Source organism: Streptomyces sp. NPDC091282 (assembly GCF_044757385.1).
Classification (GTDB): Bacteria; Actinomycetota; Actinomycetes; order Streptomycetales; family Streptomycetaceae; genus Streptomyces; species Streptomyces gramineus.
Genome location: NZ_JBIVUX010000003.1, coordinates 374958 through 393372 on the forward strand (window position 1 = coordinate 374958; position 18415 = coordinate 393372).

The following is an 18415-nucleotide window of genomic DNA, read 5'->3' on the forward strand; positions in this document are numbered from 1 at the left end:
GTGACCCCTGATTTAGAGACCCCCCGCGAGCGGCGATAATCTGCGAGACGGACATGCCGCGCGCTCGGACACCGTGTGCGCCCCCCTTGTGACACATTGCGGACGTCACGTTGCCCTTCGCGGCACGCCCACGCATCCAACGAACCGCGAGATCACTGATAGGGACGGAAGCGCGTGGACCTGTTCGAGTACCAGGCGAGGGACCTCTTCGCCAAGCACGATGTACCGGTGCTGGCCGGTGAAGTCATCGACACGCCTGAGGCGGCGCGCGAGATCACCGAGCGTCTGGGCGGCAAGTCCGTCGTCAAGGCGCAGGTGAAGGTCGGTGGTCGTGGCAAGGCCGGTGGCGTCAAGCTGGCCGCCTCCGCGGACGAGGCCGTCGCCCGCGCGACGGACATCCTCGGCATGGACATCAAGGGCCACACGGTCCACAAGGTGATGATCGCCGAGACCGCCCCGGAGATCGTCGAGGAGTACTACGTCTCCTTCCTCCTCGACCGTGCCAACCGCACCTTCCTCTCCATCGCCTCCGTCGAGGGCGGCATGGAGATCGAGGAGGTGGCGGCCACCCGTCCGGAGGCCGTCGCCAAGACCCCGATCGACGCGATCGACGGTGTGGACCTGGCCAAGGCCAAGGAGATCGTCGCCGCCGCGAAGTTCCCGGCCGACGTCGCCGACAAGGTCGCCGACATCCTGGTCAAGCTGTGGGACACCTTCATCAAGTCGGACGCCCTCCTCGTCGAGGTCAACCCGCTCGCGAAGGTCGTCTCCGGTGACGTCCTCGCCCTGGACGGCAAGGTGTCGCTCGACGACAACGCCGAGTTCCGTCACGACTGGGACGAGCTGCACGACAAGGCCGCGGCCAACCCGCTGGAGGCCGCCGCCAAGGAGAAGAACCTCAACTACGTCAAGCTCGACGGCGAGGTCGGCATCATCGGCAACGGCGCGGGTCTCGTCATGAGCACCCTGGACGTCGTCGCGTACGCCGGTGAGAAGCACGGCGGCGTGAAGCCCGCCAACTTCCTCGACATCGGCGGCGGCGCCTCCGCCCAGGTGATGGCGAACGGCCTGGAGATCATCCTCGGCGACCCGGACGTCCGTTCCGTGTTCGTGAACGTCTTCGGCGGCATCACCGCCTGCGACGAGGTCGCCAACGGCATCGTGCAGGCGCTGAAGCTCCTGGAGGACCGCGGCGAGAACGTCTCCAAGCCGCTGGTCGTCCGTCTCGACGGCAACAACGCCGAACTGGGTCGCAAGATCCTCACCGACGCCAACCACCCGCTGGTGCAGCGCGTCGACACCATGGACGGCGCGGCCGACAAGGCCGCCGAGCTGGCCCACGCCGCCAAGTAAGCACTCAGGACGAGGACAGAACACACCATGGCTATCTGGCTCAACAAGGACAGCAAGGTCATCGTCCAGGGCATGACCGGCGCCACGGGCATGAAGCACACCAAGCTCATGCTGGGCGACGGCACCAACGTCGTGGGCGGCGTCAACCCGCGCAAGGCCGGTCAGAAGGTCGACTTCGACGGCACCGAGGTACCGGTCTTCGGCACCGTCAAGGAGGCCATCGAGGCCACCGGCGCCAACGTCTCCGTCATCTTCGTGCCGGAGAAGTTCACCAAGGCCGCCGTCGACGAGGCCATCGACGCCGAGATCCCGCTGGCCGTCGTGATCACCGAGGGCATCGCCGTGCACGACTCGGCCGCCTTCTGGGCGTACGCCGGCAAGAAGGGCAACAAGACCCGGATCATCGGCCCGAACTGCCCCGGCATCATCACGCCGGGCCAGTCGAACGTCGGCATCATCCCGGGCGACATCACCAAGCCGGGCCGCATCGGTCTGGTCTCGAAGTCCGGCACGCTGACGTACCAGATGATGTACGAGCTGCGTGACATCGGCTTCTCGACCGCCGTCGGCATCGGTGGCGACCCGATCATCGGCACCACGCACATCGACGCGCTGGCCGCGTTCCAGGACGACCCCGACACCGACCTGATCGTGATGATCGGTGAGATCGGCGGCGACGCCGAGGAGCGCGCGGCCGCGTTCATCAAGGAGAACGTGACCAAGCCGGTCGTCGGCTACGTCGCGGGCTTCACCGCGCCCGAGGGCAAGACCATGGGTCACGCCGGCGCCATCGTCTCCGGTTCGTCGGGCACCGCCCAGGCGAAGAAGGAGGCCCTGGAGGCCGCGGGCGTCAAGGTCGGCAAGACCCCGACCGAGACGGCGAAGCTGGCCCGCGAGCTGCTCGCCGGCTGAACGACCGCCTGACCGTACGCCGGTAGGCCCGTCCCCGGGTGGGGGCGGGCATACCGGCGTCTGCACCGGCCCCGTAGGGGGCGCGGGGAACTGCGCGAGCAACCCCCGCCCACCCGCTACCTTGCCAGCGGCACCACCCTCTCCGGTCCGTTCTCGGCCGACCTCCGCAGCTTCGCCTCCAGCGCCCGCTCGCCCGCGGACAGCGGTCCCAGCCCCACCTCGGCCGGCACCCCGCTGATCGCCTGCGCGGGGCCGATCGGCGCCTCGTAGTGGGTCGGCGCCGTCCGCAGCGTGAGGGTCGTCGCCGCGATGATCGTCGCCGTGAAGGCGAGCGCGGACCGGGTCCAGAACCGGGTCTGCCGTTCGGCGCAGCCCCGCACCGCCGGCGGCTGGGCCGACCGCAGGATCTCCGCCGACGCCAGTTCGGCCATCCGGCGGTTCAGCGCGGCCGGGTCCGCCAGTTCGGGCAGCTGATCGGCGACGGCCTGCCGGGCGTGGGTCAGCCGCCGCGCCGCCGCCGGAGTGCTCGCCTCCGTCTCCGCGGCCGTCTCCGGCAGGTCCAGGCCGACACCGTCGTACAGGAGCAGCGTGCGGCGGTAGGTCGGCGGGAGCTGGAGGAGCGCCTCCAGCAGCGCGCGGTCCGCCGCGCCGGCCGGCGGGGCCTCGGGCTGGCGGTAGCGCAGCCGGAACCGGTGCCAGGGGGAGAGCGCGCACTCGTGCGCGACCGCCCGCACCCAGCCGGCCGGGTCCCGGTCGCGGGCCACCTGCGGCCAGTTCTGCCAGGCGAGTTGGAAGGCCCGTTCGACGGCTTCCCGCGCCAGTTCCCGGCGCCCGGTGAGCAGGTAGGTCTGCCGTACCAGGGCGGGGGCGCAGAACGCGTAGAGCGCGTCGAAGGCCTGAGTGGGCGTCAGGGCCGCGGACGGTACGGCCTCGTCGGCGGGGACAGGGCTCTGCTGTGTCACCTGGCGTACCCTCCTTCGAAAAAACACATAAACATATATTGGGCGACACTTCGGTGGTTCGCCCGTTACGACGGGAAAGCGCGTGTCGTTGGGAGCATGGCCGTCGTGATTCGGATGCCCGCTCACCGACCGACGTCGGCACCTTCGTCCCGAGGGCCCCGCCCGTCGCGCCCGCCGCTCCTGCCGCAGCTGCTCGACCGCCTGCGCGACCGGTCCCCGGGGCTGGCCGCGAGCCTCCTGGGCGGCGCGATCGCGGCCGGCCTCGGACTCGCCTGCTTCGCCGTGCTGGTGATGGCCCTGTGGGTCAGCTCGCCCTACCCCGACAGCGGGCCGGGCGGCGCACTGCACCTCGCGGCGGCGCTGTGGCTGCTCGCCCACGGAATCGAACTGGTCCGCACCGACACGCTGTCCGGGGTGCCGGCCCCGGTCGGGGTGACACCGCTGCTGCTCCTGGTGCTGCCCGCGCTGCTGGTGTACCGGGGGGCGCGGGAGGTGGTCGACGCCCCGGACACCGACGACGGCGCTGACGGCCTCGACGTGCCGCCGCCGGTCCGGGCCCGTACGGCGTGGACCGGCGTGGTGGCCGGCTACCTCGGCGTGGGCGGCTGCGCCGCGTTGTACGCCTCCGGCGGCGAACTGCGGCCCGTGTGGGGATGGGTGGCGGTGTGTCTGCCGCTGCTCGCGACGGCCGCCGCGGGCGCCGGGGTGTGGTCGGCGTACGGCCGCCCCCGCGAGCCGCTGCTGCGGCCGGCCGCCGTCCTGCCCGGCCCGGTACGGCGCCTGCTGCTCGGCCGCGACACCCGGGTGCGGTGGGGCACGGCGGTCCGCGCCGCCCTCGCCGGCGCGACCGTGTTCCTCGGCGGCGGGACGCTGCTGCTGGCGGTCTCGCTGGTGCTGCACGGAGAGCCGGCCCGGACGTCGTTCCTGCAGCTGACGGAGGGCTGGACCGGACGGTTCGCGGTCCTGCTGCTCTGTGTCGCGCTGATCCCGAACGCGGCGGTGTGGGCCGCGTCGTACGCCGTCGGGCCCGGCTTCGTGCTCGGCGCCGGGCACGTCGTGAGCCCGCTCGCCGCACACCCGGCTCCGCTGCTGCCGCCCTTCCCGCTGCTCGCGGCCGTACCCGCGCACGGGCCCGGCACGTCCCTGAACTGGCTGGCCGGTGCGGTGCCGCTGGCGGCCGGGTGCACGATGGCCTGGTTCGTGGTGGGCCGGGCGGCCCGCCGGCGCTGGGCGGCCGGGCGCACGGCCGGGGTGATGGTGCTGGCGGCCCTGCTGTGCGCGCTGCTGCTCGCGGCCCTGGCCGGGCTGGCGGGCGGCCCGCTGGGCGTCGCCGCGCTCAGCGGCTTCGGCCCCGTCTGGTGGCAGACGGGCGCGGCGGCCGGTGCCTGGCTCCTCGTGTCCGGTGTGCCGGCGGCCCTGGTGCTGCGGGCCTGGCGGGGACTCGGCCCGCTGTCGCTCGCGGCCTGGCTGGGCTTCGGCGGACCCCGGCCGGCCGAGGAGACCGCGGCGGAGAAGAAGGCGGAGAAGGCCGAGAAGGAGAAGAAGGCGGAGCTGAAGAACGAGACGCCGCAGGCCCCGGCCCCGGTGGCCGTCGTCCTGCCCGACCAGGGCGACGGCGACACGTTCGAGCCGTACGAGGTGCTGCCCGCCGAGCCCTACGAGGTGCGGCGGGCCGCCCAGTCGCCGTCCGAGGCCTGGCAGGAGGAGGTCGCCCGCACGACGGGGTGGGCGGCACCGCGCGAGGCGGCCGACCCGCCCGACGGTCCCGAGGGGACGTGACGGGCGCCGCTCCGGTCAGCTGTTCGCGGTGCCCAGGACGGTCCGCAGCTCCTTCGGGAGCAGGTGGTCGCAGGAGTGCTTGGCCTCGTTGGTGAGCGAGTCCGAGACGCAGGTGTAGTAGTCGCGGTAGACCAGCTGGGCCGTGAAGGTCGCCGCCACCAGCGCCAGCGCCAGCGACGCCGTGACCAGGCCGCTGATCGCCGCCGTGGTCTGCGGCCGGCCTGCGTTGGCCGCGGCCGCCGCCTCCTCCGGGCTGCGCGGCCTGGCGCGGAGCGAACTCACTCCCCAGTAGATGCCGAGCGCGCCCAGCAGCAGCGCCACGTAGGGCCAGCCGAAGAGGGCGAAGAGGAAGGCCCACATGCCGCTCAGCAGGGCGTACCGCGCCCGGCGCTGGACGGGGTCCGTCGGGTCCCAGCGCATCCCCGGACCGGGGCCGCCCTGACCGCCGCCGCCCTGGCCGCTCTCGTCGGGACGCCGGCCGAAGCCGCCGGACCCCGGGCCGGGCTGGCGGTCGCTCCACTGACTGCCCCAGGGCGGATCCTGGTCGCCGTCACCGGCCGGGCGGCGCGGCTGCCACGGCTTGTCCGGCGTGCCCTCGGGCGGCGGGGCGAAGGGGTTGTCGTCCTGCTGGTCGCCCTGCGGCCGGTCCGAGGGCGCCTCCGGCGGCGAGGCCGGCCGCTCCCGCAGCAGCACGGCGAAACTCGGCCCTCCCTGGACGGAATGCGGGGGGAGCATACGAAGTCCCAGGCTGCGGTCCGGCATCAAGTGAGCGTCTTCCCTTGGATCGAGATGGACAACGAAACGGCTGGTTACCCGGTCAACGCGTCGGCTCCCGCACGCGTTCCCGCCTCGGTACCTCCCAGACGCTACCTTCCGGCCACGCCCCCGTCCCGTGGGGGCCGTCCGGTGTGCCGGTATCGTTGCTGACGGTCGGCCGCTTCGTAGACTTCCCCGTATCCCGGGGCGCGAAGCACTCGTAGGAACGCACGAAGCGGGTGCCGGTCCGGCCGCCGTACCGACGCTCCCCCGAGAAAGGGCCCCGCCGTGGCCGCCAAGCCCGTGGCCAAGCGCCTCGTCGTGCTGGTCTCCGGATCCGGCACCAACCTCCAGGCGCTGCTCGACGCGATCGCCGAGACCGGCGCCAGCGACTACGGCGCCGAGGTCGTCGCCGTAGGAGCCGACCGCGACGGCATCGAGGGGCTCGCCCGCGCCGAGCGCGCCGGGATCGCGACCTTCGTGACCCGCGTGAAGGACTTCGGGACGCGGCAGGAGTGGGACCGCGCCCTCGCCGAGGCGGTCGCCGCCCACGAGCCCGACCTCGTGGTCTCCGCCGGGTTCATGAAGATCCTCGGGAAGGAGTTCCTGGCGCGGTTCGGCGGCCGGACCGTGAACACGCATCCGGCCCTGCTGCCCAGTTTCCCTGGGGCCCACGGTGTGCGGGACGCGCTCGCGTACGGCGCCAAGGTCACCGGCTGCACCGTCCACTTCGTCGACGACGGCGTCGACACCGGGCCGATCATCGCGCAGGGCGTGGTGGAGGTCCGGGACGAGGACGACGAGGGCGCTCTGCACGAGCGCATCAAGGAAGTCGAGCGAAGCCTGCTCGTCGAGGTCGTGGGGCGGATCGCCCGCAACGGCCATCGCATCGAGGGACGAAAGGTGTTTATCCAGTGACCGCCGAGAGCAACAAGCGGCCCATCCGACGGGCGCTCGTCAGCGTCTACGACAAGTCGGGTCTCGAAGACCTCGCGCGCGGGCTGCACGAGGCGGGCGTCGAACTCGTCTCCACCGGCTCCACCGCCTCCCGCATCGCCGCCGCCGGTGTCCCCGTGACCAAGGTGGAGGAGCTGACCGGCTTCCCGGAGTGCCTCGACGGCCGGGTCAAGACCCTGCATCCCAAGGTGCACGCCGGCATCCTCGCCGACCTGCGCCTGGAGAGCCACCGCGAGCAGCTCGAAGAACTCGGTGTGGCCCCCTTCGACCTCGTCGTCGTCAACCTCTACCCGTTCCGCGAGACCGTCGCCTCCGGCGCCTCGCCGGACGAGTGCGTCGAGCAGATCGACATCGGCGGCCCCTCGATGGTCCGCGCCGCCGCCAAGAACCACCCCTCGGTCGCCGTGGTCACCAGCCCCGCGCGGTACGCCGACGTGCTCGCCGCCGTCGCCGAGGGCGGCTTCGACCTCGCCGCCCGCAAGCGGCTGGCCGCCGAGGCGTTCCAGCACACCGCGTCCTACGACGTGGCGGTGGCCTCCTGGTTCGCCTCCGAGTACGCCCCGGTCGACGCTGCATCCACCAGCGGCTCCGCCGCGGGGCGGTTCCCCGACTTCCTCGGCGCCACCTGGGAGCGCGAGAACACCCTGCGCTACGGCGAGAACCCGCACCAGCCCGCCGCGCTGTACGTCGACGCGAGCGGCGGCGGCCTCGCCAAGGCCGAGCAGCTGCACGGCAAGGAGATGTCGTACAACAACTACACGGACACGGACGCCGCGCGCCGTGCCGCGTACGACCACGACGAGCCGTGCGTCGCGATCATCAAGCACGCCAACCCCTGCGGCATCGCGATCGGTTCGGACGTCGCCGAGGCGCACCGCAAGGCGCACGCCTGCGACCCGCTGTCCGCGTTCGGCGGGGTCATCGCGGTGAACCGGCCGGTCAGCAAGGAGATGGCCGAGCAGGTCGCGGAGATCTTCACCGAGGTCATCGTGGCGCCGGACTACGAGGAGGGGGCGCTCGAGGCCCTCGCCCGGAAGAAGAACATCCGGGTGCTGAAGGCTCCGGGTGCGCCCGCGAACCCGGTGGAGGTCAAGCCCGTCGACGGCGGGGTGCTGCTCCAGGTCACCGACCGGCTGCAGGCCGAAGGCGACGACCCGGCGCACTGGACCCTGGCCACCGGCGAGGCGCTGAGCCCCGCGGAACTGCGCGAACTCGCCTTCGCCTGGAAGGCCTGCCGGGCCGTGAAGTCCAACGCCATCCTGCTCGCCAAGGACGGCGCCTCGGTCGGTGTCGGCATGGGCCAGGTCAACCGCGTCGACTCCGCGAAGCTCGCCGTCGAGCGGGCCGGGGAGGAGCGGGCGCGCGGCTCCTACGCCGCCTCCGACGCCTTCTTCCCCTTCCCCGACGGCCTGGAGATCCTCACCGCGGCCGGCGTGCGGGCGGTGGCGCAGCCGGGCGGTTCGATGCGTGACGAACTCGTCGTGGAGGCCGCGAAGAAGGCGGGCGTGACGATGTACTTCACGGGGACGCGGCACTTCTTCCACTGAGCCGCGGTGCCGGGGCCGCACATACCAGGGCCGTGTTCCCCCGCGGGGGAACACGGCCCTTGGAATGCGGAGCGGTGATCAGTTGCTGCGGATCACGATCGTGCCGCAGACCTTGTCGGCGAAGGTCTGGCGCTTGGCGTCCCACGCCGGCCACAGCCAGCCCAGGTAGCAGGCGATGCTGTCCAGGGCGTGCGCGATGCGGCGCACGAAGGCCATGCCGACGCCGATCGGCTGGCCGGTGGCCTCCTTGACCAGGCGGATGCCCAGCGCCTTCTTGCCGACCGTCTGACCGGTGCGGCCCTCCTGGATCAGCTGCCAGATGGCGACGGCGATGATGGCCAGGACGCCGATGAACAGCAGCGCCTTCACCTTGGCGCCGACGAGCACCAGGATGTACGGCACCAGGAAGACCAGGCCGTCGACGAGGGTGCCGAGGAAACGCTGGCCCCAGTTCGCGTACGGCGGCGTCGCGCCGTAGCCCTGGGGCGGGTAGCCGTAACCGGCCTGCTGCGGGAAACCGGGCTGCTGCGGGTAGCCGTAGCCCTGCTGCGGAGGCACGCCCTGCGGGGCCTGCTGGTAGCCGGGCTGGCCCTGCTGCGGGTAGCCGTAGCCGGGCTGACCCTGCTGCGGGTCCTGCGGCTGACCGTAGGGGTTGTTGGGCGCGCCGAAACTCATGGCCGTTTTCCTCCGTTGATCCTGCGGGGACGACGCGGACAGGGACGGAGGTACGTCATGTTCTGAGCGGTTTGCCCCCCAACCGGACCGCGATACTGCGCCGCTCATCGTTTAGTAAGGGCGAGTTGTTGTCCAGTCCGATTAGCGAGGTGTTGTGCAAGTGCAACATCATCGATCATGACCGCACACCCGACTGGAACCGGGAGGCCGGCATCCGCGAGGATGGAGCCATGACCGCCCAGATTCTCGATGGCAAGGCCACCGCAGCCGCGATCAAGTCCGATCTGACCGCCCGCGTGGCGGCGCTGAAGGAGAAGGGCGTCACGCCCGGCCTCGGCACGATCCTGGTCGGGGACGACCCCGGCAGCCAGAAGTACGTCGCGGGCAAGCACCGCGACTGCGCGCAGGTCGGCATCGCCTCCATCCAGCGCGAGCTGCCCGCCACCGCGACCCAGGAGGAGATCGAGGCCGTCGTCCGCGAACTCAACGACGACCCCGCCTGCACCGGCTACATCGTCCAGCTCCCGCTGCCCAAGGGCATCGACGAGAACCGCATCCTGGAGCTGATGGACCCGCACAAGGACGCGGACGGCCTGCACCCGATGAACCTGGGCCGGCTGGTGCTCGGTGAGCCCGCGCCGCTGCCCTGCACCCCCAACGGCGTGCTCACCCTGCTGCGCCGCCACGGCGTCGAGATCAAGGGCGCCGAGGTCGTGGTCGTCGGCCGCGGCGTGACCATCGGCCGCCCGATGCCGCTGCTGCTCACCCGGCGCAGCGAGAACGCGACCGTCACCCAGTGCCACACCGGCACCCGTGACCTCTCCGCCCACCTCCGGCGCGCCGACATCATCGTCGCCGCGGCCGGCTCGCCGCACCTGATCCGCGCCGAGGACGTCAAGCCGGGCGCGGCCGTCCTCGACATCGGCGTCTCCCGCAACGCGGAAGGCAAGATCGTCGGCGACGTCCACCCCGACGTCGCCGAGGTCGCCGGCTGGCTCTCCCCGAACCCCGGCGGCGTCGGACCGATGACCCGTGCCCAGCTGCTCGTCAACGTGGTCGAGGCGGCGGAGCGCAGTGTCGGCTGACGGCGGTCACGGACAGGGTGCGGGACGCCGGGCGACCCGGCGCTTCCCGCTGTTCACACGGGACACGGCACGCCCCGAGGGCGGCGGCAGGGCCGCGTCGGGCGACCTCCCGGCGCCGGCCCGGCAGTGGCCGATCCTGGTGGTGCTGGCGACCGTCGCGGTGGGACTGCTGCTCACCTCGCTCGACCAGTTCCGGGTGGGTGCGCTGCTGATCGGGGCGGGGCTGCTCGCGGGAGCGGCGATACGGTGGGTGGTGCCGAGCGTCGGGATGCTCGCGGTGCGCTCCCGGTTCACGGACATCGTGACGTACGGGGTGCTGGGCGTCGCGATCGTCCTGCTGGCGCTGATGGCGCAGCCGAAGCCGTGGCTGGTGATCCCGTTCCTGAAGGACACGCTGCACTTCACGATGAAGAGCTAGCGGGTCCGCCCGGCCGTCGCGGCGAGCGGTCGAAAGGCGGCCCGTCCCCTCCCCCGAGCGGGACGGACCGCCGTCGGGTTTCAGCCTTCCCGTCGCGCGGCGGCCGTTCAACGCCTGTCCGCCGGCTGTGGCACAGAGGTGACCGTTCCGCTACGTACCGTCCGCACTGCCACAGCCTGCGGGAACCGTCGGACCGCCCGCCGTCGTCACCCGCTCTGGACTGGCAACGAACTGGCAACGCGGGACGGCCGGAGGTGCGTGATGGGCGGCTGGCAGCCGCTGCCGGAGGAACTTCCGGCGGAGGTGCGGCACTTCGTGGAGCAGTTACGGCTCCTCAAGGACGACACCGGTCTCAGTCTGGTCGCCTTGGGCGCCCGTACCGCCTACAGCAAGTCCTCCTGGCAGCGCTACCTCAACGCCGTGCAGCCGCCGCCCCGGCAGGCCGTCGCCGCGCTGTGCCGGGTCGCGGGCCTCACCGGTGCCGACGCCGAACGGCACACCGTGCGCTGGGAACTGGCCGTCCAGGCCTGGCCGCGCCCGGCGAACGCGCCGGAACCGCCGCCCGGTGCGGGGGAGTACGAGGACGACCCCACCCTTCCCTGGTGGGACAGCCCGGAGCCGGAGCGGGCGCCCCGCCCGCCCGGCAGGCTGCTGCCGGCCGCGGTGGTGCTGCTGCTCGTGCTGCTCCTCGTGGCGGTCGTCGGTGCCGTGGCCCTCGGGTGAGCCGGGTCCGCCGTGACCTGTGAGGTCATGGCCGGAGTGCCGATGTGCCGGCGAGTTCGCGGACGGGTTGCGGAGCCGACGCCCGGCCCGGCTACCGTGGTCAACCGGGAGACGCCGCAGGCCCGTTGACCGCTTCGCGGTCGGTGTGCGGCGGCGCGCGCGGGCCGGGCAGTGCTCCCGTGCGCCCCCTGTCCGGGGGCGGGGTTCCACAGGCGCCGTGGTCCGCTGGGTGACGAGAACGGGGACCGGCGCGGGGGCGCCGCGTGCCAGGGGAACGCGGGGGAAGAGGGGGGAAGCGATGCCTCGTTGGAAGGCCCTGCCGGATGAACTGGATCCGCAGGTCAAGGAGTTCACGACCCAGCTGCGGCGGCTCGTGGACCGCGGCGGGCTGAGTGCCGCGGCACTGTCCGACCGCACCGGCTACAGCAGGACGTCCTGGGAGCGGTACCTGGGCGGGCGGCTGCTGGCACCCAAGGGCGCGGTCGTCGCGCTCGCCGAGGCTACCGGCACCGATCCCGTCCACCTCACCACCATGTGGGAGCTGGCGGAACGGGCGTGGAGCAGGTCGGAGCAGCGCCACGACATGACGATGGAGGCGATCCGGATCTCCCAGGCGCGCGCCGCGCTCGGGGAGTTCGGAGAGCCGCCGGTCGTGTCCAGGACGGCGGCCGGCGGGGGCAGGACGCCGCGCCGGCCGGGCGGTGCCGTGGCGACGCCCGGGGTCGCCGGTCCCGCGGGCGTCTCGCCCACCGTCCCCGCCCAGCCGACGGCGCCCGACGCCGACCGGCGGGCGGGCGCGGGGCCGCGCGGGCCGGCCGCGCCCGAGGCCCCGGCGGCCGGTGCGGGCGGTGGCGGCAGGCGGCGGCTGACCATGTTCCTGGCGGGCGCCGCCGGTGCCGCCGTGATCGTCGCCGGCGTCTTCCTCCTGACCGGCGGCGACGGCGGCGGCAAGAAGCACCCGGGCGGTGCCGCCTCCTCCGCCCCGGCCGGCGCCGCGGCCACCGCCCTGCCGGCCGGGGTGAAGTGCGCGGGCGCCGGCTGCACGGGCAAGGACGCGGAGGCCATGGGGTGCAGCGGCGACCTCGTGTCCACCACCAGGTCGGCGGCGGTCGGCGCGGTCACCCTGGAGGTCCGCTACAGCAGCACCTGCGGCGCCGCCTGGGGCCGTATCACCGGTGCCGCCCGGGGCGACTCGGTGCGCGTCACCGCGGGCACCACCAGCAGGACCGGGAACATCACGGCCGACGGCGACACCATCGCCTACACACCGATGGTGGCGGTAAGGGACGCGGCCCAGGCCAAGGCGTGCGCGACGCTGGCGTCGGGCCCGACGGGGTGCACCCCGTAGAAACTCCGCGGGCCCTGGAATGCCGTCGCGATTCCCGGGCACGTGAACCTGTATCCCCCCACGGGAGTCCGGATTCCGGCACCCCCGGCGGCGGCCGCCCCTCCCACCCTCTCCCGGACGGGCGGCCGCCTCATGTCCGGCCCCGCGCACGGCCGGCGGAGGGCCGTTGTGGGGTGGGCCACACCCACCCCTCCACGTCCGGCATGCGGAATGCGCGATAGCCTGACCGGTGGATCTCTTGATGCCAAGAGATCGATCATTCGTACGTCCGCACCCCAGGGCAAGGACGCCCACCGCCAGCTGTCTACGGAGAACGCCATGACCCGCACTCCCGTGAACGTCACCGTCACCGGCGCGGCCGGCCAGATCGGTTACGCCCTGCTCTTCCGCATCGCCTCCGGCCAGCTGCTCGGCGCGGACGTGCCGGTCCGGCTCCGCCTCCTGGAGATCACCCCCGCGCTCAAGGCCGCCGAGGGCACCGCCATGGAGCTCGACGACTGCGCCTTCCCGCTCCTGTCGGGCATCGACATCACCGACGACCCGAACGTCGCCTTCGACGGCACCAACGTGGCCCTCCTCGTGGGCGCCCGCCCGCGTACCAAGGGCATGGAGCGCGGTGACCTCCTGGAGGCCAACGGCGGCATCTTCAAGCCGCAGGGCAAGGCCATCAACGACCACGCGGCGGACGACATCAAGGTCCTGGTCGTCGGCAACCCGGCCAACACGAACGCGCTGATCGCGCAGGCCGCCGCGCCGGACGTACCGGCCGAGCGGTTCACCGCGATGACCCGCCTCGACCACAACCGCGCGCTGACCCAGCTGGCGAAGAAGACGGGCTCCACGGTCGCCGACATCAAGCGCCTGACCATCTGGGGCAACCACTCCGCCACCCAGTACCCGGACATCTTCCACGCCACGGTCGCCGGCAAGAACGCGGCCGAGGTCGTCAACGACGAGAAGTGGCTGGCCGAGGAGTTCATCCCGACCGTCGCCAAGCGCGGCGCCGCCATCATCGAGGCCCGTGGCGCGTCCTCCGCCGCCTCCGCCGCGAACGCCGCCATCGACCACGTCCACACCTGGGTCAACGGCACCGCGGACGGCGACTGGACCTCCATGGGCATCCCGTCGGACGGCTCCTACGGCGTCCCGGAGGGCCTGATCTCCTCCTTCCCGGTCACCACCAAGGACGGCGTGTACGAGATCGTGCAGGGCCTGGAGATCAGCGAGTTCTCCCGCGCCCGCATCGACGCCTCGGTGCAGGAGCTGGCGGAGGAGCGCGACGCGGTCCGCGCCCTCGGCCTCATCTGAGCCTTTCGCGCCCACGGGCCCCGATCCGGTTTCGTCCGGAACGGGGCCCGTTCCCGTTTCCGCCGCTACCGTCGGAAGAGGCAAGCCGTGCAGTGAATCGGGGGGTTCGCGATGAGCGACAGGAGTGGCCGGTCCGGGGACGGGACGGACGACGGGCGGCGGGAGGGCCCGCGGCGGCCGGATCCGGAGCAGCCGGGCACCCAGAGATGGCCGACGGTGACCCCGGGACACACCGGGGTCCCGGAGAGCCCGTGGCCCGCGGAGCCCACCGGGCGGCCGGACCGGTCCCCGGCGCCGCCGGGCCCGCCGCGGTCCGCGTGGCCGGTGTCCCTGGACAAGCCGCGGCAGGCCGGGCCCGCCGTGCCGCCCGGGTGGCCGCCCGCCGGTGACGGCCCGTACGGTCCGGGCCGCGCGCCGGACCCGGACCCCTCGGCCCGGCCCCCGGCCCCGCCGGCGCGGTCCGCGTCCTGGCCGCCGACGCTGCCCGCCGCACCGGCCGGTACCGGGCCGCGGTCCCCGGCACCGCCCGCCCCGTGGGCGCAGTCCCCGCCTCCCGGCGGCCGTCCCGCGCTGCCGTCCGCGCCGCCGCCCGAGGCCCGGCGGGACTACACGCCGCCGCCCTGGTCCGGTGCCCCGACCTCGACCGGGTACCGGCTCGCGCCGCCGCCGCGGCGGCGTTCCGGGCGGGCGCTCGCCGCGGTCCTCGCCCTGATCCTGGTGGCGGGTCTCGCCGGGCTGGGGGTCTGGTACCTCGGCCGGGACGACGGCGGTCGCTCCGAAGCCGGAGCGGCCTCGCCGTCCGCGCACACGGGCACCGGCCCGGCGTCGCGGACGCCCGGCTCTCCCGCGGCCGCCTCCGCCTCCGCTCCCTCGGCCGCCGCCGGCTACCGCGTCGCGCACGATCCCGTCGGGTACACGCTCGACGTGCCCAAGGGGTGGACCCGGCGGCAGCAGCAGGGGGAGAAGGCGCCGGTGGTGTACTACGACTCCCCGTCCGACGGGCGCCAGTTGCAGATCTTCGCGCTCTCCGAGGCCACCCCGGCGGAGTCCCTGGACCTCGCCGAGAACGACCCCGGGTTCGGGTACGCGAAGCAGCCCGGCTACCGGCCGGGCGTCCGCGCCTCCGGTGCCGGCTGGGCCGAGCTGTCGTACCGCTACGACGACCGGGACAAGGGCACCCGCCAGGTGATCGACCACCGCTTCCAGGCCGCCGACGGCACCCTGTACGCGATCCGCTCCAGCGGTCCCGCCGCCCTCGCCGCCGGTCTGGTCAGGGGTCCGCTCACCGCGGCGCTCGACTCCTTCTGCCCGGCCGGCGCCGGTTGCTCCTGACCGCCGCCGTCACTCCATCCCCTTCTTGCCCGGCGTCCAGAACGGCTTGGTGAGCACCGCCCGGCGGTCCCAGCCCGCCTCCTGGACGAGCACCTTGCGCACCGCCTGCACGGCCCGCGCCTCCCCGGCGACGTACGCGATCCCGCCGGGTTCGGGCGCGAGCCGGCGGACCGCCCGGGGCAGCGAGGTCTCGCCGCGCAGCACCCAGTCGAGGCGCTCCCCGTGCGCGAGGGGCAGCCGGTCCGCCGCGGTGGCCGTCTCCACGCAGCCGGAGACGGCGGCCTCCTCGGGCAGCGCGGCGAGCATCGCGCCGAAGGCGACCGAGGCCGTCTCGTCGCCGACGAAGACGTGGTGGGAGGCGTCGGGGCGCAGCGTGAAGGTGCCCTCGGGCCTGCGCAGCCGCACCTGTTCGCCGGCGGCGACCGTGCGTCCCCAGCGCGCTCCCGGGCCGCCCTCGGAATGGTCCAGCACGCACAGCTCGACGACGCCGGAGGGGTCGTAGTGCCACACGGAGTACGTGCGCAGGGTCAGGCCGGTGACCAGGACCCGCACCTGCTGGCCGGGCCGCACGTCGAGACCGGCGAGCTGGTCGCCGTCGACGCGCAGCCGGCGGATGCGCGCGGTGATCTGCTCGGTCTCGGTGACGGTGCCGCGCAGGGTCAGCAGGTCGAGGACGGGATTCAGCAGGGCGGGCATGGAGGGCTCCTCAACGGGCCGTGTGGTGAGGGGAGTTGCTCAGGCACCGGATGAACGCGACAGTACGCGTTCCCGGTCGGACGCGATAGTACGTGTCGGGGTGCGGTCGCGGTAACCGGCCACCACGAGCACGGTCGCCGCGAGCACCAGCAGCGAGACGGTGCGCAGCGCCGGGCCCATGCCGGAGGCCAGGTCGGCGTGGGCGGACAGGATCGTGCCGGTGACCGCGACACCGAGGGCCGCGCCGGTCTCGCGGGCCGTGGTGCCGAGGCCCGAGCCCAGGCCCGCCTGGTGGGGCGGGAGCGAGGTGACGACGCCCAGGGTCAGGGCGGGCATGGACAGGCCGGTGCCGGCCGAGATGACCAGCAGCCAGCAGGCGTACACCCCGTACGGTGTGGACGCGTCGACGGTGGAGGCGCCGAGCAGGCCGAGGCCGATCAGCGCGAGCCCGGCGCCGACCACCGGGCGCGGCCGGCCGGCCCAGCGGGCGGCGAGCTTCGGGACCAGGGCCATGCCGACGGTCAGCGGCATGATCGCGACACCGGTGACGGCGGCGTCGTAGCCCTTGACGCCTTGCAGGTACTGCGAGTTGAGGAAGAAGAGCGAGAACAGGCCGAAGAAGCCGGTCGCGGTGCCGAGGGAGGCGGCGCGCAGCCGGGAGGAGGCGAAGACGCGCGGATCGAAGAGGGGCTTCGGCGAGCGCAGGGCGTGCCCGGTGAACAGGGCGGTCAGGGCGGCGCCGGCCGCGAAGGAGCCGAGGATGGGCGCGGACGTCCAGCCGTGGGCCGGGCCCTCGATGATGCCGAACAGCACCGCCAGCAGGCCCGTCGTCAGGAACAGGGTGCCCAGCGGGTCCAGGTTGCTGCGCGCGGAGCGCTCGGTGCGCGGGGTGGTGACGGCGACGGCCAGGGCGAGCAGGGCCGCGAGCGGGACCATGGCGACGAACAGGGCCCGCCAGGACAGGAACTGGCCGACCAGGCCGCCGCCGATGTTGCCGGCCGCGCCGCCGAGGCCGATCGCCAGGGTCCAGGAGGCCAGGGCGTGAGCGCGCCGCTCGGGGGCGGAGAGCTGGACCAGGATCGACAGGGTGGCCGGGGTGATCAGGGCGGCTCCGGCACCGGACAGGCCGCGGCCCGCGATCAGGACGGCGGCGTCCGGCGCCGACGCGCTGGTGGCGGCGCCCGCCGCGAAGAGGGCGAGGCCGGCGAGCAGGGCGCCCTTGCGGCCGTACCGGTCGCCGAGCGCGCCGGCCGGTATCAGCAGCCCGGCGAAGGCGATGACGTAGGCGTCGACCGTCCACAGGACCGCGCTGTGCGAGGGGTGCAGGGACGACGACGTCAGCTGCGGGATGAGCAGGTTGACGGCGGCGACCATGCTCTGCGCGACCAGCACGCAGGCGCACAGGGTGAGCAGGGTCAGGCGTTTCAGGGCGTGCGTGGGCACGGCTCCTCCCGGGAGCTCGGTGGTGGTGTGGGGTGCCCTGTCACCGTAGGGTCGGCACTGACCTGCTTTCCAGTGCAAGCTTTGCAAGGGACGACTGCGTATGACGCAATCCACCGGGGCGTCCGGCGGCCTCGACCTGAATCTGCTGGTGGCGCTGGACGTGCTGCTGGAGGAGCAGAGCGTGCAGGGGGCCGCGCGGCGGCTGCACCTGTCCGAACCGGCCATGAGCCGCACCCTCGGCCGGATCAGGAAGGCGCTCGGCGATCCGGTGCTGGTGCGGGCCGGCCGCGCGATGGTGCCGACCCCGCACGCGCTGGCCGTGCGTGCCGAGGTGAGCGCGGTGGTGGAGCGGGCGCGGGCGCTGTTCGCGCCGGGCCGGGACACCGACCTGCGGACCGTCTCGCGGACGTTCACGATCATCGGCCACGACGCGTTCGCCGCCACCCATGGCGCGACGCTCTTCGCCCGGGCCGCCGCCGAGGCCCCTGGCATCCGCATCCGGTTCCTCGCCGAGAGCCACGTCGACGTGCCGGTCCTGCGGCACGGCACCGCCGACCTGGAGGTCGGGGTGGTCGACACCGACCTGCCCGAGGTGCGCGTGGAGTACCTCCGCGAGGACCGCATGATCGGTGTCGTACGGGCCGGTCACCCGCTCCTGGACGGCGAGCTGACGCCCGCGCGGTACGCCACCGCGGCCGGTCACCTGAATGTCTCCCGGCGCGGCAGGCTGCACGGTCCTGTGGACACCCGGCTGGCCGAACTCGGCCTGGAGCGACGGGTGGTGGGCACCGTCGGCACCTTCCCCGCCTCCCTGTTCACGTTCCGTGACTGCGACCTGATCGGTCTGATCGCCGCCTGGAGCGCGCCGCTGGCCGCCGCGCTCGGCCTGGTCACCTTCGAGGTGCCGCTGGACCTGCCGCCGATCGGCATCGGCCTGGCCTGGCACCCCCGCCACGACGCCGACCCGGCGCACGCCTGGCTCCGGGACCGCGTGCGGGAACTGCTGGCCGGTCCGTGACCACCCGGCCGGCGCACGTCCGGGGCTTCGTTCATTTAATTCCAGTATCCGCGGAATGTAATTGCCTGCCTGTATTCCGCGGTTCCTCTTCCGGGTGACTCAA

The 18415-nt window shown here is 73.4% G+C and carries 17 protein-coding genes; 12 read left to right on the forward strand and 5 right to left on the reverse strand.

What is annotated here, in order from left to right:
• Positions 1-174 precede the first annotated feature (174 nt).
• Positions 175-1353 (forward strand): ADP-forming succinate--CoA ligase subunit beta, encoded by a 1179-nt coding sequence (gene sucC, locus ACIQOE_RS15535; protein ID WP_351318328.1) that lies wholly within the window; start codon positions 175-177, stop codon positions 1351-1353.
• Positions 1354-1380: 27 nt separating this feature from the next.
• Entirely contained in the window at positions 1381-2265 is an 885-nt protein-coding gene (sucD, locus tag ACIQOE_RS15540; protein ID WP_351318330.1) for a succinate--CoA ligase subunit alpha, read from the forward strand.
• A gap of 116 nt (positions 2266-2381) precedes the next feature.
• On the opposite strand, the gene ACIQOE_RS15545 is transcribed toward sucD, so the two are convergent.
• Positions 2382-3227, reverse strand: a complete 846-nt coding sequence (locus ACIQOE_RS15545) for a sigma factor-like helix-turn-helix DNA-binding protein (protein WP_365554751.1) — start codon at positions 3225-3227, stop codon at positions 2382-2384.
• A gap of 96 nt (positions 3228-3323) precedes the next feature.
• Between ACIQOE_RS15545 and ACIQOE_RS15550 the strand changes: the two genes are divergently transcribed.
• Positions 3324-5006, forward strand: coding sequence for a DUF6350 family protein (locus ACIQOE_RS15550; RefSeq protein WP_401411910.1), 1683 nt, complete (start codon positions 3324-3326; stop codon positions 5004-5006).
• A gap of 15 nt (positions 5007-5021) precedes the next feature.
• On the opposite strand, the gene ACIQOE_RS15555 is transcribed toward ACIQOE_RS15550, so the two are convergent.
• Positions 5022-5768: a hypothetical protein gene (locus tag ACIQOE_RS15555; protein ID WP_351318336.1), complete on the reverse strand. Its 747-nt coding sequence runs from the start codon at positions 5766-5768 to the stop codon at positions 5022-5024.
• Between the two features lie 282 nt (positions 5769-6050).
• On the opposite strand from ACIQOE_RS15555, the gene purN reads away from it, so the two are divergent.
• Together purN and purH are read left to right on the forward strand one after the other, a co-directional pair.
• Positions 6051-6680: a phosphoribosylglycinamide formyltransferase gene (gene purN, locus ACIQOE_RS15560; RefSeq protein ID WP_365570683.1), complete on the forward strand. Its 630-nt coding sequence runs from the start codon at positions 6051-6053 to the stop codon at positions 6678-6680.
• On the forward strand, positions 6677-8266 hold the full coding sequence (gene purH / locus ACIQOE_RS15565) for a bifunctional phosphoribosylaminoimidazolecarboxamide formyltransferase/IMP cyclohydrolase (RefSeq protein WP_401411913.1): 1590 nt from the start codon (positions 6677-6679) through the stop codon (positions 8264-8266). The genes purN and purH overlap by 4 nt, the downstream gene beginning before the upstream one ends.
• 78 nt (positions 8267-8344) lie before the next feature.
• Here purH and ACIQOE_RS15570 read toward each other — a convergent pair whose 3' ends face one another.
• Positions 8345-8941, reverse strand: a complete 597-nt coding sequence (locus tag ACIQOE_RS15570) for an RDD family protein (protein ID WP_351318342.1) — start codon at positions 8939-8941, stop codon at positions 8345-8347.
• A 230-nt stretch (positions 8942-9171) separates the two neighbouring features.
• On the opposite strand from ACIQOE_RS15570, the gene ACIQOE_RS15575 reads away from it, so the two are divergent.
• The 6 genes from ACIQOE_RS15575 to ACIQOE_RS15600 all read left to right on the forward strand — a co-directional run bounded on the left by ACIQOE_RS15575 (position 9172) and on the right by ACIQOE_RS15600 (position 15155).
• Positions 9172-10026 (forward strand): bifunctional methylenetetrahydrofolate dehydrogenase/methenyltetrahydrofolate cyclohydrolase, encoded by an 855-nt coding sequence (locus ACIQOE_RS15575; protein WP_351318344.1) that lies wholly within the window; start codon positions 9172-9174, stop codon positions 10024-10026.
• Positions 10016-10444, forward strand: a complete 429-nt coding sequence (locus ACIQOE_RS15580; RefSeq protein ID WP_351318346.1) for a DUF3017 domain-containing protein — start codon at positions 10016-10018, stop codon at positions 10442-10444. Before ACIQOE_RS15575 ends, ACIQOE_RS15580 begins: the two co-directional genes overlap by 11 nt.
• 261 nt (positions 10445-10705) lie before the next feature.
• Entirely contained in the window at positions 10706-11167 is a 462-nt protein-coding gene (locus ACIQOE_RS15585) for a helix-turn-helix transcriptional regulator (RefSeq protein WP_365554740.1), read from the forward strand.
• A gap of 298 nt (positions 11168-11465) precedes the next feature.
• Positions 11466-12515 (forward strand): DUF2690 domain-containing protein, encoded by a 1050-nt coding sequence (locus tag ACIQOE_RS15590; protein ID WP_399012405.1) that lies wholly within the window; start codon positions 11466-11468, stop codon positions 12513-12515.
• Positions 12516-12833: 318 nt separating this feature from the next.
• The gene (locus ACIQOE_RS15595; protein WP_351318352.1) at positions 12834-13823 is read left to right on the forward strand and encodes a malate dehydrogenase; all 990 of its coding nucleotides are present in this window, start codon (positions 12834-12836) and stop codon (positions 13821-13823) included.
• A 324-nt stretch (positions 13824-14147) separates the two neighbouring features.
• Positions 14148-15155, forward strand: coding sequence for a hypothetical protein (locus tag ACIQOE_RS15600; RefSeq protein ID WP_401411917.1), 1008 nt, complete (start codon positions 14148-14150; stop codon positions 15153-15155).
• A gap of 9 nt (positions 15156-15164) precedes the next feature.
• Here ACIQOE_RS15600 and ACIQOE_RS15605 read toward each other — a convergent pair whose 3' ends face one another.
• Together ACIQOE_RS15605 and ACIQOE_RS15610 are read right to left on the reverse strand one after the other, a co-directional pair.
• On the reverse strand, positions 15165-15851 hold the full coding sequence (locus ACIQOE_RS15605) for a siderophore-interacting protein (protein ID WP_351318356.1): 687 nt from the start codon (positions 15849-15851) through the stop codon (positions 15165-15167).
• 39 nt (positions 15852-15890) lie between these two features.
• Positions 15891-17294 (reverse strand): MFS transporter, encoded by a 1404-nt coding sequence (locus tag ACIQOE_RS15610; RefSeq protein WP_401411919.1) that lies wholly within the window; start codon positions 17292-17294, stop codon positions 15891-15893.
• Positions 17295-17394: 100 nt separating this feature from the next.
• Between ACIQOE_RS15610 and ACIQOE_RS15615 the strand changes: the two genes are divergently transcribed.
• Positions 17395-18312, forward strand: a complete 918-nt coding sequence (locus tag ACIQOE_RS15615; protein WP_401411921.1) for a LysR substrate-binding domain-containing protein — start codon at positions 17395-17397, stop codon at positions 18310-18312.
• Positions 18313-18415 lie beyond the last annotated feature (103 nt).